The sequence below is a fragment of the Ciceribacter thiooxidans genome, from assembly GCF_014126615.1.
Classification (GTDB): Bacteria; Pseudomonadota; Alphaproteobacteria; order Rhizobiales; family Rhizobiaceae; genus Allorhizobium; species Allorhizobium thiooxidans.
On record NZ_CP059897.1, the window covers coordinates 1143671 to 1157790 of the forward strand.

Sequence of the window (14120 nt, forward strand, 5' to 3'; positions counted from 1 at the left end):
GGGTCTCCTCTTTCGTTTCAGGCGAGCTTACCGTCGAGATATTTCTGGAGGGTTGCAGCGGTTCCGTTTTCCCGGAGGCTGGCAAGCGCGCCGGTGAAGCGCAGCACGAAACGCGGATTCGTCCCGACACCGCCGAAGATGTCGCCGAGCGCGAGGAAGGCTTTCGGGTCCTGCCGCGACGCGAGGGCTGCCTTCTGAAGCCGCTCGGCATTGACATCGTTGAAGGCGACCGCCTTGCCGCTGTCGGACAAACCCTCGAAATATCGGCACCAGAGCGCCGAGACGAGGGCGAGCCCGACGACATCGAGCCCCTTCGCCAGCCGGTCGGCGGTCGAAGGCAGAATGAATTTCGGCTGGCGGTTCGATCCATCCTGGGCGAGCCGCGGGATCGTGTCGCCGATCTTCGGATTGGCGAAGCGGCGCTCGATCAGCGCGTAGTACTCCGCAAGGCTGGTGCCCGGTACCGGGGGTACGACCGGGATGATCTCCTCGTTCTCGAGCTTTGCGAGGAATCCGCGGATCAGCGGATTTTCCATCGCCTCGTGGACGTAATGGATGTCCATGAGCGCGGCCGGATAGGCGATCGCCGCGTGTCCGCCGTTCAGGATGCGAAGCTTCATCAGCTCGTAAGGGGCGACATCCGGCACGAAGGTGACACCCACCTCGTCGAGCGCCGGGCGCCCGAGCGGGAATTTGTCCTCCAGCACCCACTGCTTGAACTCCTCGCAGAAGACCGGCCAGCCGTCCTCGATACCGTAGGTGTCGCGGGCGATCGCAATCTCCCGCTCGCCGGTCGCCGGCGTGATCCGGTCGACCATTGCATTGGGGAAGGCGACGTTTTCGTGGATCCAGTGGGCAAAGGCGGGATCGGAGAGCTCGGCGAGCCCGCAGACGGTCGCCTCCGTCACCTCGCCATTGCCGGGAATGTTGTCACAGCACATGACGGTGAATGGCGGGAGAGCTGCCGCACGGCGGGCTTTCAGCCCGGCGATGATGAGGCCGAACACGGTCTTCGGATGGTCGGGATCGGCAGCATCGGCGACGATCGCAGGATGGGTGGGGTCGAACCTGCCGGTCGCGGGGTCGATGAAGTAGCCGCCCTCGGTGATCGTCATCGAGACGATACGGATCGCCGGATCGGCGAGCGTCGCGATAATCCGCTCAAAGTCGGGCGCCGTGATGATGTCGACCATCGGGCCGGTGACGGTGGCGGCCGAACGGGCGACATCCTGTTCGACGACGGTGGTCAAATAGTCCTGCGCCTTCAAAGTGTCCCGCATTTTCTGGTCCGACGGCATCACGCCGGCGCCGATGATCGCCCAGTCGAGATCGCGTCCGCGATTGAAGAGCTCGTGCAGATAGACGGCCATGTGGGCGCGGTGAAAATTGCCCACCCCGAAATGCAGGATGCCGGCCTTGAGGCTCGCCCTGTCATAGGCGGGAACGGAGGCCCTCGCGGCAATGGCGGGCAGGTTGGCGAGCGAGAGTTTGAAGGTCATGGGGAGGTCCTCGAATTGTCGTGCCGGCCGATCGCTCAGCTCATCCAGTTGCCACCGTCGACATTGTAGGTCTGGGCGACGATGTAGTCGGCCTCTGGCGTGGCGAGGAAGATCGCCATGCCGGTCAGGTCATCGGCGCGTCCCATCCGTCCGAAAGGCACGGCTTCCCCGACCAGCTTCTTCTTCTCGCCGAGCGGGCGGTTCTCGTATTTCGCAAAGAGCGCGTCGACGCCGTCCCAGTGCTCGCCGTCGACCACGCCGGGGGCGATCGCATTGACATTGATGCCGTGCCTGACGAGGTCGAGCCCGGCCGACTGCGTGAGCGAGATGACCGCTGCCTTACTGGCGCAATAGACGGCCACGAGCGCCTCGCCGCGACGGCCCGCCTGGCTCGCCATGTTGATGATCTTGCCGCCCTTGCCCTTCGCGATCATCGACTTCGCCGCGGCCTGCAGCATGAAGAGCGTACCTGCGACATTGATCGAGAAGAGCCGGTCGAAGCTCTCCCGGCTGATCTCAACGATCGGCGCGAGGTCGAAGAGGGCGGCGTTGTTGACGAGAATGTCGAGCCCGCCGGTGCGTTCCTCGACGGCCTTCACCGCGGCATCGATGGAGGCCTGGTCGGTGACGTCGAGACGAACGGCATAGGCCGCGGGGCCAATCTCTTCGGCGGTGCGCGTCGCCCGATCGAGATCGATGTCGGCAATCGCGACCGTTGCCCCTTCGCGGACATAGGCTTCCGCGAAGGCGCGGCCGATGCCGCGTGCCGAACCGGTGATCAGCGCCGATTTGCCTTGAAGTCGTCCCGTCATAGGGCGAGTCCCTTCGCGTCGAACTTGTGGAGATGGCCGGGCTCGGGGGTGACGAAGACCTCGTCACCATGGCGGACCGGCACATCGCCGCCGGTGCGGGTCGTGAGCGTACCGATGCCCGGAACTTCGACATGGAGGAAGGTGTCGGAGCCGAGATGTTCGGCCACCGTGACCTTGCCCTTCCAGCGGCCTGTTTCGGTCGAAAGCGTGAGGTGTTCCGGACGGATGCCGACCGTATGGGCGCCTTCGTCGGTCGCCGTCCGGCCCGAAATGAGGTTCATTTTCGGAGAGCCGATGAAGCCGGCGACGAAGATGTTGGCGGGGCGGCGGTAGAGATCGAGCGGAGAGCCGACCTGCTCGATGCGGCCCTTGTTGAGCACGACGATCTTGTCGGCCATGGTCATCGCCTCGACCTGGTCGTGCGTGACGTAGATCGACGTGGCACCGAGCTTGTGGTGGAGTTCGGTGATTTCGAGGCGCATGGCGACGCGCAGCGCCGCATCGAGATTGGATAGCGGCTCGTCGAAGAGGAAGCAGCGGGGCGAGCGGACGATCGCCCGGCCGATCGCGACGCGCTGGCGCTGGCCGCCGGAAAGGGCGCGGGGCTTGCGGTCGAGATAGTCGCCGAGATTGAGGATGCGGGCGGCCTCCTCGACCTTGCGGTCGATCTCGGCCTTGTCGACATTCGCCATCTTCAGCGGGAAGCCGATATTGGAGCGCACGCTCATATGCGGATAAAGGGCATAGGACTGGAAGACCATGGCGAGCCCGCGCCGCGCCGGCGCCGTTGCCGTCTCGTCCTTGCCGTCGATGATGATCCTGCCGCCGCTTGCATCCTCGAGCCCGGCGATCAGCCGCAGCAGCGTGGACTTGCCGCAGCCCGAAGGGCCGACGAAGACGACGAACTCGCCGTCATTGATTTCGAGGTCGATCGAGGGGATGACCGCGTGCTCGCCGAAAGATTTGGAGAGCTGTTCGAGCCTAATGCTTCCCATGATGGTCGTTCCTTACTTGACGGCGCCGAAGGTGAGCCCGCGCACCAGCTGCCTTTGACTGAACCAGCCGAGAATGACGATCGGCGCGATGGCGAGCGTCGAGGCGGCCGAAAGCTTGGCCCAGAACAGGCCTTGCGGACTCGAGAAGGTGGCGATGAAGGCGGTGAGCGGCGCGGCGTTGGTGGTGGTCAGCCGGATTGTCCAGAAGGACTCGTTCCAGGCGAGAATGATGTTGAGGAGGAGCGTCGAGGCGATGCCGGGAACCGCCATCGGCGTCAGCACGTAGACAATCTCGCCGAAGAGCGTCGCCCCGTCCATGCGGGCGGCTTCGAGGATCTCGCCGGGGATCTCCCGGAAATAGGTGTAGAGCATCCAGACGACGATCGGCAGGTTGATGAGCATCAGCATGACGGTGAGGCCGATGCGGGTGTCGAGCAGGCCGAAATCGCGGAAGAGAAGATAGATCGGGACGAGGACGGCAACCGCCGGCATCATCTTTGTGGAGAGCATCCACATCAGGATGTCCTTGGTCCGCTTCGTCGGGGAGAAGGCCATCGCCCAGGCGGCGGGAATGCCGACGAGAAGCGCAAGCACCGTCGAGCCGACCGAGAGCACGACCGAGTTCATGAAGGGTTTCAGATAGTCGCGCTGGGTCTGGACCGTCACGTAGCTTTCCAGCGTGAAGGAGGGCACGAGGTTGAAACCCTGGATCGCCTCGGTCTCGGTCTTCAGGCTTGTGATGATCGTGTAGAGGATCGGGAAGAAGATCAGCAGCGCGACGACCCAGGCGAGGGCGGTGACGGCGATCTTGCGGCGGGTGGTGATACTGCGTGCCATGGTCGTCTCCTCAGCGGTCCAGGTTTCTGCCGACGGCGCGCATCAGGAAGAAGGCGACGACGTTGGCGAGCACGACGGCGATGATGCCCCCGGCCGAGGCGCCGCCGACGTCGTAGCCGAGGAGCGCCGTGCGGTAGATCAGGAAGGCGAGATTGGTGGAAGCGTAGCCCGGCCCGCCGTTGGTGGTGACTAGGATTTCCGCATAGACGCCGAGCAGGAAGATCGTCTGGATCAGGATGACGACGGTGATCGCGCGGGCGAGGTGCGGCAGTGTGAGATAGATGAACTGGTTGAGCGCATTGGCGCCGTCCATTTCGGCGGCCTCCATCTGCTCCGCATCCATCGACTGGAGCGCGGTGAGCAGAATGAGGGTGGCAAACGGCAACCACTGCCAGGCGACGATGATGATGATCGACACCAGCGGATACTGCGCGAACCAGTCGATCGGCGTGAGCCCGAGCGCCCGGCTCATGTCGGCGAGCACGCCGTAGCCCGGATGCATGATCATGTTCTTCCAGACGAGGGCGGCGACCGGCGGCATCACGAAGAACGGCGAGATGACCATGATCCGCACCAGGCCCTGGCCGAAAATCGGCTGGTCGAGCAGGAGCGCGACCGCTATCCCGCCGACGACGGTGACAAGGAGCACACCGCCGACGATCAGAAGCGTGTTCCAGAGTGACTGGAAGAAGGCCGGATCGGTGTAGAAATAGCGGTAGTTGAACAGGCCCGCGAAGCTGACATTCGCCGGATTCAGGAGATTGTAGTTCTGGAACGAGAACCAGAGCGTCATCGCCAGCGGCACGATCATCCAGATGAGCAGGAGCCCGACCGACGGCGCCATCATCATGCGCGCCAGTCCCCGTGTGTTTTCTGTTGCCATGGCGTTGTTACCTCGAGTTCCGACGGACCGGGCTCACCCTGTTCATCGGTTCGTTGATCCTCCATCGGGCTGTTCTCCCCCGCGGGCGGGGGAGAACGGTGCCGATGTCCGCACCGCCCGGACCGCGATCCGGGCGGCGTTGCTCTCGGGAGGTCGAATTACTTGATGTATCCGGCGCGGGTCATTTCGCGTTCGGTGAGGCTCTGCGCCTGAGCGAGCGCGTCATCCACCGACATCTGGCCGGCGAGTGCTGCCGAGAAGAGCTGTCCGACCGAAGTGCCGAGGCTCTGGAACTCGGGGATCGCCACGAACTGGACGCCGACATAAGGCACCGGCTTGACGCTCGGGTTCTTCGGGTCGGCCGCGTTGATGGAGTCGAGCGTCATCTTCGCGAAGGGCGCCGCCTTCTGGTATTCCGGGTTCTCGTAGAGCGAGGTGCGGGTGCCGGGAGGAACGTTCGCCCAGCCTTCCTTGGAAGCGACGAGATCGAGATAGCCCTTGCCGGTCGCCCAGGCGATGAACTTTTCCGCGGCTTCCGCCTTCTGAGAGCCCGCCGGGATCGCGAGGTTCCAGGCCCAGAGCCAGTTGCCGCGCTTGCCGAGCCCGGTATCGGGGGCGAGGGCGAAGCCGACCTTGTCGGCGACGGTCGAATCCTTCGGGTTGGTGACGAAGGAGGCAGCCACCGTGGCATCGATCCACATACCGCACTTGCCCTGCTGGAAGAGGGCGAGGTTCTCGTTGAAGCCGTTGGAGGACGCACCCTGCGGGCCGGCGTCGTTCATCAGCTTGACGTAGAAGTCGAGCGTGTTCTTCCATTCCGGCTGATCGAACTGCGGCTTCCAGTTCTCGTCGAACCAGCGGGCACCGAAGGCGTTGGCCGTCGCCGTCAGGAAGGCCATGTTCTCGCCCCAGCCGGCCTTGCCGCGCAGGCAGATGCCGTTGATGCCGTTCTCACGGTCGGTCATCTTGCGTGCCGCATCGGCCACGAAGTCCCAGGTCGGCGCGTCGGGCATGGTGAGGCCGGCCTTTTCCATAAGGTCCTTGCGGTACATCACCATCGAGCTTTCGCCGTAGAAGGGCGCAGCATAGAGCTTGCCGTCGTCGCCGGTGAGACCCGAGCGGATCGCCGGCAGCAGGTCGTTGACGTCATAGTCGGCGCCGAGATTGTCGAGCGGCAGCAGCCAGCCCTGCTTGGCCCAGATCGGAACCTCGTAGGTGCCGATGGTCATGATGTCGTACTGGCCGCCCTTGGTGGCGATGTCTGTCGTCACGCGCTCGCGCAGGACGTTTTCCTCGAGCGTGACCCACTCGACCTTAATGTCGGGGTTCTTGCTGGTGAAATCCTCGGTCAGTCCCTGCATGCGGATCATGTCGCCATTGTTCACGGTCGCGATCGTCAGCGTCTCGGCCGAGGCGATCCCGGCGAGCGCAAGGGCCGAGCAGGCGCCCAGCAACAAGGTCTTCAATGTCATGTCTTCCTCCCAAAATGAGCATTTGCGCTGTTGATGGGCAAATACTCACTTTGGCGACGAGAAAAGTCAATGCAGATTCCATGCTGCAGTGCCGCACGGATCGGCTACGACGTTGTTTAAAAACGATGAAATCGCCGCAGAGACAGAGGGGAACGGGGCAAAAGCGCGGACATACCCGTCCGGCTGCTTGGTGGGGCAAAGCCGGTGTGCACCGCTCCCAACGGCGCTTTTCCTATTTGGGTTCTGCACTCACGATGTCGAGGATAAGTTCAGTCAGAGGTGTTTCGTGACCGCTAAAGCTTTCGATCATCGCGCCAAGAACGCGGTCACGCTCCAAGACGTCCGGATTGAACGGTAATGCTGCGTTCTCGGCCAGAAGAGTCATGAATGCCAATTGCGTACGGCCATTCCCTTCACGAAAGGGATGAACCGCATTGATTTCGGCAAGAATGTGGGCGGCGTCGGTTGCAAAAGCGACAGGGGAAAGACCCTGTAGATGGTCCCGGGCCGCCAGATCGGCAAATATTCGGTTCATCTCCTTGTCGATGTACTCGGGATAGCAGAACCAATTGCCGCCCTTTCCGATCCGAATGTTGCGGATCTCCCCGGCCCAGGCATACACATCCTGGAAGAGATGGCGGTGAAGGGCGCGGTAGTGGGCGTAGTCAAGATTCCCCTCCGGCCAAGGTTCGTCCGAGCGAATGACGAACATGGCGACCTCGAACTCGTCCAGGTCTTCCTGCTCTTGAAGGTCCATCAGGTTACGGAGAACGGTCGTTCCCGGATAACACAGCGGGTCGAATTCGGCGGTGTAGACCAAGGGCTAGGCTGATTCTTTTGCGAACTGGGCGCGGACCAGCGCTCTTTGCTCGTCGGCGGTCTTGCCAGCCGCTGCGTCAAGAATCCGCTTCATGCGCGGGGTGAGCGCCAGCCCCTCAACCGCGTTGATCTTCTCTGCGCGTTCGCGGGTCAAGCGGGCTGGCTTGAGCTTCATCATGGAGTTGGCAGACCGGTTCTTCATGGTGCAAGCCTATCACATCTTTACGTGAGGGACCAACGGGTTTCCGACGCCGGCGCCGCGTACCACGGCGCTCGCGGAGCCCGTGTAACCGCTCATGACACAGAAAGAGACCCCGCGGGGGAGACGCCGCGGGGCCTCGCTCCACAGGTCTCGCGGCTCAGGGGAGTGCCGCGACCTGGAGGAACCGAATTCACACGCTGAGTTCGCGCCGTTCGAGCTCGGTCACCATCGCGAGATCGAGTATCTTCTGCAGGTTGGCGGCATGCCGGAAATTCGGCTCCTGGCCCCGTCCTTCCCGGATCGCGGCGATGAACTTCTGGTAGTTCGTCGCGACCGGGTCGACCTCGATCTCTTTCCAGACCGCGAGTTCGACATCCTCCTGCAGACACGCCCTCAGGACCGAACGGTCCGGACGGTGGATCACTTCGAGTGCGCCCTTGTCACCATGGATACGCAGCCTCAATTCGTTCAGGTGGCCCGTCGCCCAGCGGCTCGCATGGATGACGCCCATCGCACCGTTGGTGAACTCGGCCGTCATCGTGAAGCTGTCATTGGCGTCGAGATCGTATTCGCCGATCCTGTTGCCGGGCGCCTTCTCGAAGGTCTTCAGCCGCGCGAAGATGTGGTCGATGTCGGTCGCCGCACCATAGCCGGCGAAATCGAGGATGTGGATGCCGACGTCGCCCAGCACGCCGTTGGAGCCGTGCTTCGTCGAGAGACGCCAGAGCCACTGGCTCTCCGTCGACCAGTCGCCCCAGGCCTTGGAGACGAGCCAGCTCTGGAGATAGGAAGCCTCGATGTGGCGCACCTTGCCGATCTCGCCGGCGAGCACCATCTGGCGTGCCTTCTGCACCTGCGCGACATTGCGGTAGGTGAGGTTCACGACATTGACGATACCGGCGCGTTCGGCGGCCGTCGCCATCTCGTCGGCCTTGCCGTAGGTCTCGGCGAGCGGTTTCTCGCACATCACGTGCCTGCCGGCGGCAATCAGGGGAAGCGTCGTCGGGTGGTGGGCGCGATCCGGCGTGACATTGGTCACCGCATCGAATTCACCCCAGGCCAGGACCTCGTCGAGCGAAGTGAACGTGTTCGGGATATCGTGGCGGGCGGCAAAGGCGCGCGCCTTCGCGATATCGACGTCGACGGCCGCGACGAGCTGGACGTCCGGAATCGTGGCGAAGTTCATGGCGTGGGTGTTGGCCATGCCGCCCGTGCCGAGAATGAGGAGACGAACGGGAGTCATCAGCGGTATCCCTCCTCTCCGGCCTTATGCAGTCGCGGGCCGCGCTCGGTGATCGGTTCGAGCGCCTTGTCGACCGGCACGTTCGGTGCCTCGTGCACAGCGGCGAAGGCCGGCTGCGGATTGTAGGACCAACGCACGGCGTTCTGAATCACCTTCTGCACGGTCGCGTCGTGATAGGTGGGGTAGGTCTCGTGACCGGGCCGGAAGTAGAAGATGTTTCCGGCCCCGCGCCGCCAGGTGAGACCCGAGCGGAAGACCTCGCCGCCGGCGAACCATGAGATGAACACCGTTTCCAGCGGCTCCGGTACGGAGAAGAACTCGCCGTACATCTCCTCGTTCTCCAGCACGAAGTTTTCCGGAATGCCGGCGGCAATCGGATGGCCCGGATTGACCGTCCAGACGCGCTCGCGCTCGCCCGCCTCGCGCCATTTCAGCGCGCAGGGCGTTCCCATCAGCCGCTTGAACGGCTTTGAGAAATGGCCGGAATGCAGGACGATGAGGCCCATGCCTTCCCACACCCGCCTCGCGACGCGCTCAACCACTTCGTCCTCGACCGCGCCGTGATCCTTGTGGCCCCACCAGACGAGCACGTCGGTTTCCTTGAGCCGGGCTTCGCTGAGCCCGTGCTCCGGCTCCTGGAGCGTTGCCGTGGACGCCGTGATCGCGTCATCCGTGTTCAGCGCCGCGGCAATGGTCGTATGCATTCCGTCCGGGTAGATCGAGCGCACCACCTCGTTGACGCGCTCATGGATATTCTCTCCCCAGACTACTGTCCTGATCGTCACGTGACTTCTCCTTGTTTCGCGAACGCCGCCGTGGTGTCCGGCGTGGTTCTCCTTACCGTTCAGGCGGCGCCCTTCATCAAGTTCCGATGGAGCGCACGGCCATTCGCATCGAACCGGTGCAACTCGCTTTCCTGCGGGGCGATGGCGACGGTCTCGCCCGGTTTTGGGGTGGCGGTGCCCTCCTGGCGCACCACCAGGGGCTCGGCCGCGCCGATATCGACATAGACATAGCTGTCCGATCCGAGCATTTCCGAATGGACGACCGATCCCCGCCAGCGACCTTCCTGACCTAGCGCCATGTGCTCCGCGCGGATGCCGATCGTGTGCGCGCCGAAATCCTCCGAGAAACGCCCGGAAAGGAAGTTCATCTGCGGCGATCCGATAAAGCCCGCGACGAAGAGCGAGTTCGGTCTTTCGTAGAGCTCGAGCGGGGTGCCGATCTGCTCGACCACGCCGTCGCGCAGTACGCAGATGCGGTCGGCGAGCGTCATCGCCTCCACCTGGTCGTGGGTCACGTAGATCATCGTCGTGCCGTGCATGCTGCGATGGAGTTTTGCGATTTCGAGGCGGGTCGCCACACGCAAGGCCGCGTCGAGATTGGAGAGCGGCTCGTCGAACAGGAAGACGCGGGGATCGCGCACGATCGCCCGGCCGATTGCCACACGCTGCCGCTGGCCGCCGGAAAGCTGTCGCGGCAGACGCTCGAGATAGGGGGTGAGCTGGAGCATCTCGGCGGCGTCACGCACCCGCCGGTCCCGCTCGGCCTTGTCCTGGCCGGCGAGCTTCATGCCGAAGGCCATGTTGTCGAAGACGGTCATGTGCGGATAGAGCGCGTAGGACTGGAAGACCATGGCAATGCCGCGCCTGGCTGGCGGCAGGCGGTTCATCACCTCGCTGTCGAAGGCGAGCGTGCCCGAGCTGATGTCCTCGAGCCCGGCGATCAGGCGCAGCAGCGTGGACTTGCCGCAACCGGACGGGCCGACGAAGACCATGAACTCGCCGGAGCGGACCTCCAGGTCGACACCTTTGATGACTTCGAGCGCGCCAAATGACTTGCGGACATCGGCAAGCTGGATGTGGGCCATGGGTTCTCCTCCTATCCCTTGACGCCGCCGGCGGTGAGGCCGGAAATGATCCGCCGCTGGAAGATCAGCACGAGCACGACCAACGGCAGGGTGACGATGACCGAGGCGGCCATGATGGTGCCCCAGGGAATTTCGAACTGACTGTCGCCCGACAGCAGCGCGATGGCGACCGGCACGGTGCGCTGGCTGTCGGACGAGGTGAAGGTGAGCGCGAACAGGAATTCGTTCCAGGCCGCGATGAATGCAAGGAGCCCGGTGGTCACCAGCGCCGGCCACATCAGCGGCATGAAGACCTGGCTGACGATCACCCATGAAGAGGCGCCGTCGACGATCGCCGCTTCCTCGATCTCGATCGGCAGTTCGCGCATGAAGGTGGTCAGCACCCAGACCGTGAAGGGGAGGGTGAAGATCATGTAGGAGAAGATGAGCGCGATCGGCGTGTTGAACACCCCGAACCAGCGAATGAGCTCGAAGAGACCGGCGAGCACCGCGATCTGCGGGAACATCGAGACGCTGAGGATGGTCAGCAGCAGCAGGCCGCGCCCGCGGAACCGGACCCTCGCAAGCGCGTAGGCCGCGGTTATCGCGAGCAGCAGCGAGATCATCACCACCAGCGTCGAGATCAGCAGCGAATTGCCGAGATTGCGCAGGAAGGTGCCCCGCGACAGCACGGCGACATAATTGGAAAACGTGACCGATCGCGGCCAGTAGTCGACGTCGAAGAGGGCACTGCCGGGTTTGAGGCTGGTGATGACGGCATAGTAGAACGGGAAGGCCGCGACCACGACGATGACGGTGACGAGAAGGTAGAAGGCGGATTGCCGGACGATCACGGGCATCAGCGTTCACCTCCCGACAGGTTTACGCGGCCGAAGCGGATATAGAGGACCGTGATCGTCGCGATGATCAGGAAGAGCATGGTCGATGCGGCGGCCCCATAGGCGAACTTGTCGAACTCGAAGAGGTTCTCGCGCGCCATGACCGACATGGTCTTGGTGCGGGCGTTGTTCGGCGTCAGCACGTAGATGAGGTCGAAGACCCGCATCGCGTCGAGCATGCGGAAGATGACAGCGACCATCAGCGCCGGCCGGATGAGCGGCAGCGTGATGCGCCAGAAGACCTTGACAGGATGGACGCCGTCGATCTTCGCCGCCTCGTAGATGTCCTGCGGCACCATCTGCAGGCCGGCGAGGATGAGAAGCGCCATGAACGGCGTCGTCTTCCAGACATCGACGATCAGCACTGCCGTCATCGCCGTCTGCGGATCAGCGGTCCAGGCGATTTTCTGGCTGATCAGTCCGAGGTTCAGGAAGATTTCGTTGAGGATGCCGAACTGGTCGTTGAGCATCCACGCCCACATCTTCGCCGAGACGATCGTGGGGATCGCCCAGGGGACGAGAATGGCCGCGCGGACGATACCGCGTCCCGGAAAGCGCGCATTGAGCACCAGGGCGACGACGAGACCGAGCACCGTTTCGACGGTGACGGAGATCAGCGTGAAGCGCAGCGTGTTCCAGACCGCCCCCCACCAGGCGGGATCGACGAGCAGTCCGCGATAGATGGTGCGGCCGCTCTTCAGCGTGATCCAGCTCAGGTAATTGTCGAAGCCGATGAATTCCGCCGCGCCCAGGTTGGTGAGGGTGGCGTTGGTGAAACTGAAGGAAATCGTGCGGATCAGTGGCCAGCCGGCGACGAGGGCGAGCACCAGAAGGGTCGGCGCAAGAAAGGTCCAGGCGGAACGGATGCGCTGGGCGCTGAGATCGGAGCCGGCGGCAGCCTTGGCGGGCCGATGCGAGACGGGGCGGTCAAGCGTGAGATTGGTCATGAGCGATCCTCGGGAACAGCCAGAGTCAGACCGGGCGGCGTGGACGGCCGCCCGGTCCGCGGATCACCAGGAACTGCCTTTCAGTTCCGTCAGTTCAGCCTCGAGCAGTTCGAGATTTTCAGCCGCCGAGCCCGATCCCGAGAGCGTGTTGTGGACCGCGCTCCAGAACCGCGAGGACACTTCGTTGTATTTCACCTTGGTGACGGCCGACGGCCGCGGCACGGCATCCTGGAAGATCGGTTTCCAGCGCGGCATGAAAGGCTGGGCGGCAGCAATGTCCGGATCGTCGTAGAGTGCCTGCAGGGTCGGAAGATTGGAGTTCTCGATCGCGCGGCGTTTCTGCACATCCGCCGATGTCAGGAACTTGACGAGCGCGATCGCAGCCTCCTGTTCCTCGGAATATTTCGAGACCGCGAGATTCCAGCCGCCGAGCGTGGAGGAAGGCTTGTCGCCGACGGCCGCCACCGGCAGCGGAGCGACGTCGAACTTGCCCTTTACCGCGCTGTCGTCGCCGTTGCCGAGCGAATAGGCGTAGGGCCAGTTGCGCATGAAGACCGCATTGCCGGTCTGCCAGACACCCCGGGACTCCTCCTCCTGATAGGAAAGAACACCGGGCGGCGAAATCGTGCCGATCCACGATTTTGCCTGTTCGAGCGCGGCGGCCGCCTTCTCGTTGTTGACGGAAATCGTGCCGTCCGGCTCGACGATCTGGCCACCGCCGGAGGACTTGATCCATTCGAGTGCGTCGCAGGTGAGGCCTTCATAGGCATTCGCCTGGAAGACGAAGCCCCACATGTCCTTCTGGCCCGCCGTGCGTTCCTTGTCCTGAATTTCCTTCGCGGTGGCGGCGAGTTCCTCCCAGGTCTTCGGGACGGCCTTGCCGTACTTCTCCAGCAGGTCCTTGCGATAGTAAAGCGCCGGCGCATCGGTGAACATCGGCATGGCGACGAGTCGGCCGTCGACGGTTTGCGAGGCGATGATCGAGGGGAAGAACTGGTCGACGACGTCGCTTGCAGCCTCCTTGAGGTCGACGAACTGGTCGGCGAGCTGCGGTGCCCAGATCACGTCGGTCTGGTAGACGTCGACATCGGAATTGCCGGCGGCGAGCCAGAGCCGGTACTGTGCGAATTGTTCCGTACTCGACGGCGGCATGGTCACGAGTGTGACCTTGTTGCCGGTCTCTTTTTCGAACTCCCCGAACATCTTGCGCAGAAAGTCGAGATTCTTGCCGGTGGAATTCGCGGCCATGGAAATCTCGGCCGCCTGCGCGGAACCACACAGGGCCATGGTGGCGACCATGGCGGCACTCAACAGCTTCTTCATGCGTCTCTCCTCCCAGAAAAACCAGAACCCCAAGGCTGCCCTCGCAATAAAATTGAAAGCGCTTTTGTTCCGCGACTGTGGCAAAAAACATGATGGGTGTCAAACGACGAGAGTGGCGAAATGAAGTGCCAGGAAATATCCTATTGAAGTAGAACGCCATTTCTCACTTCCACGAAGATGGAGGCCTTCCGCATCGATCCGCTACAGAGGCTTTGGCCCGCCAATTTGTGTGGGGTTTTGTAACCGCTTTCGATTCCCGAAGGCGCCACCTTGCAAGTGGCCGCGCGAGCATGGGATAAGCCGTTTGACCGACGCCGATACGAACGGCACCGACGCAATG

The 14120-nt window shown here is 63.2% G+C and carries 14 protein-coding genes; all 14 read right to left on the reverse strand.

Annotated features, from left to right (window positions below):
* Positions 1-17 precede the first annotated feature (17 nt).
* Positions 18-1499, reverse strand: coding sequence for a mannitol dehydrogenase family protein (locus H4I97_RS23365; protein ID WP_182308077.1), 1482 nt, complete (start codon positions 1497-1499; stop codon positions 18-20).
* Between the two features lie 35 nt (positions 1500-1534).
* Complete coding sequence (locus H4I97_RS23370; protein ID WP_182308078.1) at positions 1535-2311, reverse strand: L-iditol 2-dehydrogenase; 777 nt, start codon at positions 2309-2311, stop codon at positions 1535-1537.
* Positions 2308-3306, reverse strand: coding sequence for an ABC transporter ATP-binding protein (locus tag H4I97_RS23375; RefSeq protein WP_182308079.1), 999 nt, complete (start codon positions 3304-3306; stop codon positions 2308-2310). The genes H4I97_RS23370 and H4I97_RS23375 overlap by 4 nt, the downstream gene beginning before the upstream one ends.
* Before the next feature lie 12 nt (positions 3307-3318).
* Complete coding sequence (locus H4I97_RS23380; RefSeq protein ID WP_182308080.1) at positions 3319-4143, reverse strand: carbohydrate ABC transporter permease; 825 nt, start codon at positions 4141-4143, stop codon at positions 3319-3321.
* Positions 4144-4153: 10 nt separating this feature from the next.
* Complete coding sequence (locus H4I97_RS23385; RefSeq protein WP_182308081.1) at positions 4154-5026, reverse strand: carbohydrate ABC transporter permease; 873 nt, start codon at positions 5024-5026, stop codon at positions 4154-4156.
* A gap of 158 nt (positions 5027-5184) precedes the next feature.
* Entirely contained in the window at positions 5185-6498 is a 1314-nt protein-coding gene (locus H4I97_RS23390; RefSeq protein WP_182308082.1) for an ABC transporter substrate-binding protein, read from the reverse strand.
* A gap of 232 nt (positions 6499-6730) precedes the next feature.
* A complete protein-coding gene (locus H4I97_RS23395) occupies positions 6731-7318 on the reverse strand; it encodes a Fic/DOC family protein (RefSeq protein ID WP_244658842.1) in 588 nt (195 codons plus the stop codon).
* A 3-nt stretch (positions 7319-7321) separates the two neighbouring features.
* On the reverse strand, positions 7322-7519 hold the full coding sequence (locus H4I97_RS23400; protein ID WP_182308083.1) for a hypothetical protein: 198 nt from the start codon (positions 7517-7519) through the stop codon (positions 7322-7324).
* A gap of 190 nt (positions 7520-7709) precedes the next feature.
* Complete coding sequence (locus H4I97_RS23405; RefSeq protein WP_182308084.1) at positions 7710-8762, reverse strand: Gfo/Idh/MocA family protein; 1053 nt, start codon at positions 8760-8762, stop codon at positions 7710-7712.
* Complete coding sequence (locus H4I97_RS23410; RefSeq protein WP_182308085.1) at positions 8762-9547, reverse strand: ThuA domain-containing protein; 786 nt, start codon at positions 9545-9547, stop codon at positions 8762-8764. The genes H4I97_RS23405 and H4I97_RS23410 overlap by 1 nt, the downstream gene beginning before the upstream one ends.
* A 59-nt stretch (positions 9548-9606) precedes the next feature.
* Positions 9607-10632: an ABC transporter ATP-binding protein gene (locus tag H4I97_RS23415; protein ID WP_182308086.1), complete on the reverse strand. Its 1026-nt coding sequence runs from the start codon at positions 10630-10632 to the stop codon at positions 9607-9609.
* 11 nt (positions 10633-10643) lie between these two features.
* Complete coding sequence (locus H4I97_RS23420; protein ID WP_182308087.1) at positions 10644-11471, reverse strand: carbohydrate ABC transporter permease; 828 nt, start codon at positions 11469-11471, stop codon at positions 10644-10646.
* A complete protein-coding gene (locus H4I97_RS23425; protein ID WP_182308088.1) occupies positions 11471-12457 on the reverse strand; it encodes a carbohydrate ABC transporter permease in 987 nt (328 codons plus the stop codon). Before H4I97_RS23425 ends, H4I97_RS23420 begins: the two co-directional genes overlap by 1 nt.
* Positions 12458-12520: 63 nt before the next feature.
* Complete coding sequence (locus H4I97_RS23430; protein ID WP_182308089.1) at positions 12521-13780, reverse strand: ABC transporter substrate-binding protein; 1260 nt, start codon at positions 13778-13780, stop codon at positions 12521-12523.
* Between the last annotated feature and the right edge of the window lie 340 nt (positions 13781-14120).

Bases quoted from the DNA above. Each gene is read 5' to 3' on its own strand.
- H4I97_RS23365 (WP_182308077.1), bottom strand. From the start codon at position 1,499: ATGACCTTCAAACTCTCGCTCGCCAACCTGCCCGCCATTGCCGCGAGG.
- H4I97_RS23370 (WP_182308078.1), bottom strand. From the start codon at position 2,311: ATGACGGGACGACTTCAAGGCAAATCGGCGCTGATCACCGGTTCGGCA.
- H4I97_RS23375 (WP_182308079.1), bottom strand. From the start codon at position 3,306: ATGGGAAGCATTAGGCTCGAACAGCTCTCCAAATCTTTCGGCGAGCAC.
- H4I97_RS23380 (WP_182308080.1), bottom strand. From the start codon at position 4,143: ATGGCACGCAGTATCACCACCCGCCGCAAGATCGCCGTCACCGCCCTC.
- H4I97_RS23385 (WP_182308081.1), bottom strand. From the start codon at position 5,026: ATGGCAACAGAAAACACACGGGGACTGGCGCGCATGATGATGGCGCCG.
- H4I97_RS23390 (WP_182308082.1), bottom strand. From the start codon at position 6,498: ATGACATTGAAGACCTTGTTGCTGGGCGCCTGCTCGGCCCTTGCGCTC.
- H4I97_RS23400 (WP_182308083.1), bottom strand. From the start codon at position 7,519: ATGAAGAACCGGTCTGCCAACTCCATGATGAAGCTCAAGCCAGCCCGC.
- H4I97_RS23405 (WP_182308084.1), bottom strand. From the start codon at position 8,762: ATGACTCCCGTTCGTCTCCTCATTCTCGGCACGGGCGGCATGGCCAAC.
- H4I97_RS23415 (WP_182308086.1), bottom strand. From the start codon at position 10,632: ATGGCCCACATCCAGCTTGCCGATGTCCGCAAGTCATTTGGCGCGCTC.
- H4I97_RS23420 (WP_182308087.1), bottom strand. From the start codon at position 11,471: ATGCCCGTGATCGTCCGGCAATCCGCCTTCTACCTTCTCGTCACCGTC.
- H4I97_RS23425 (WP_182308088.1), bottom strand. From the start codon at position 12,457: ATGACCAATCTCACGCTTGACCGCCCCGTCTCGCATCGGCCCGCCAAG.
- H4I97_RS23430 (WP_182308089.1), bottom strand. From the start codon at position 13,780: ATGAAGAAGCTGTTGAGTGCCGCCATGGTCGCCACCATGGCCCTGTGT.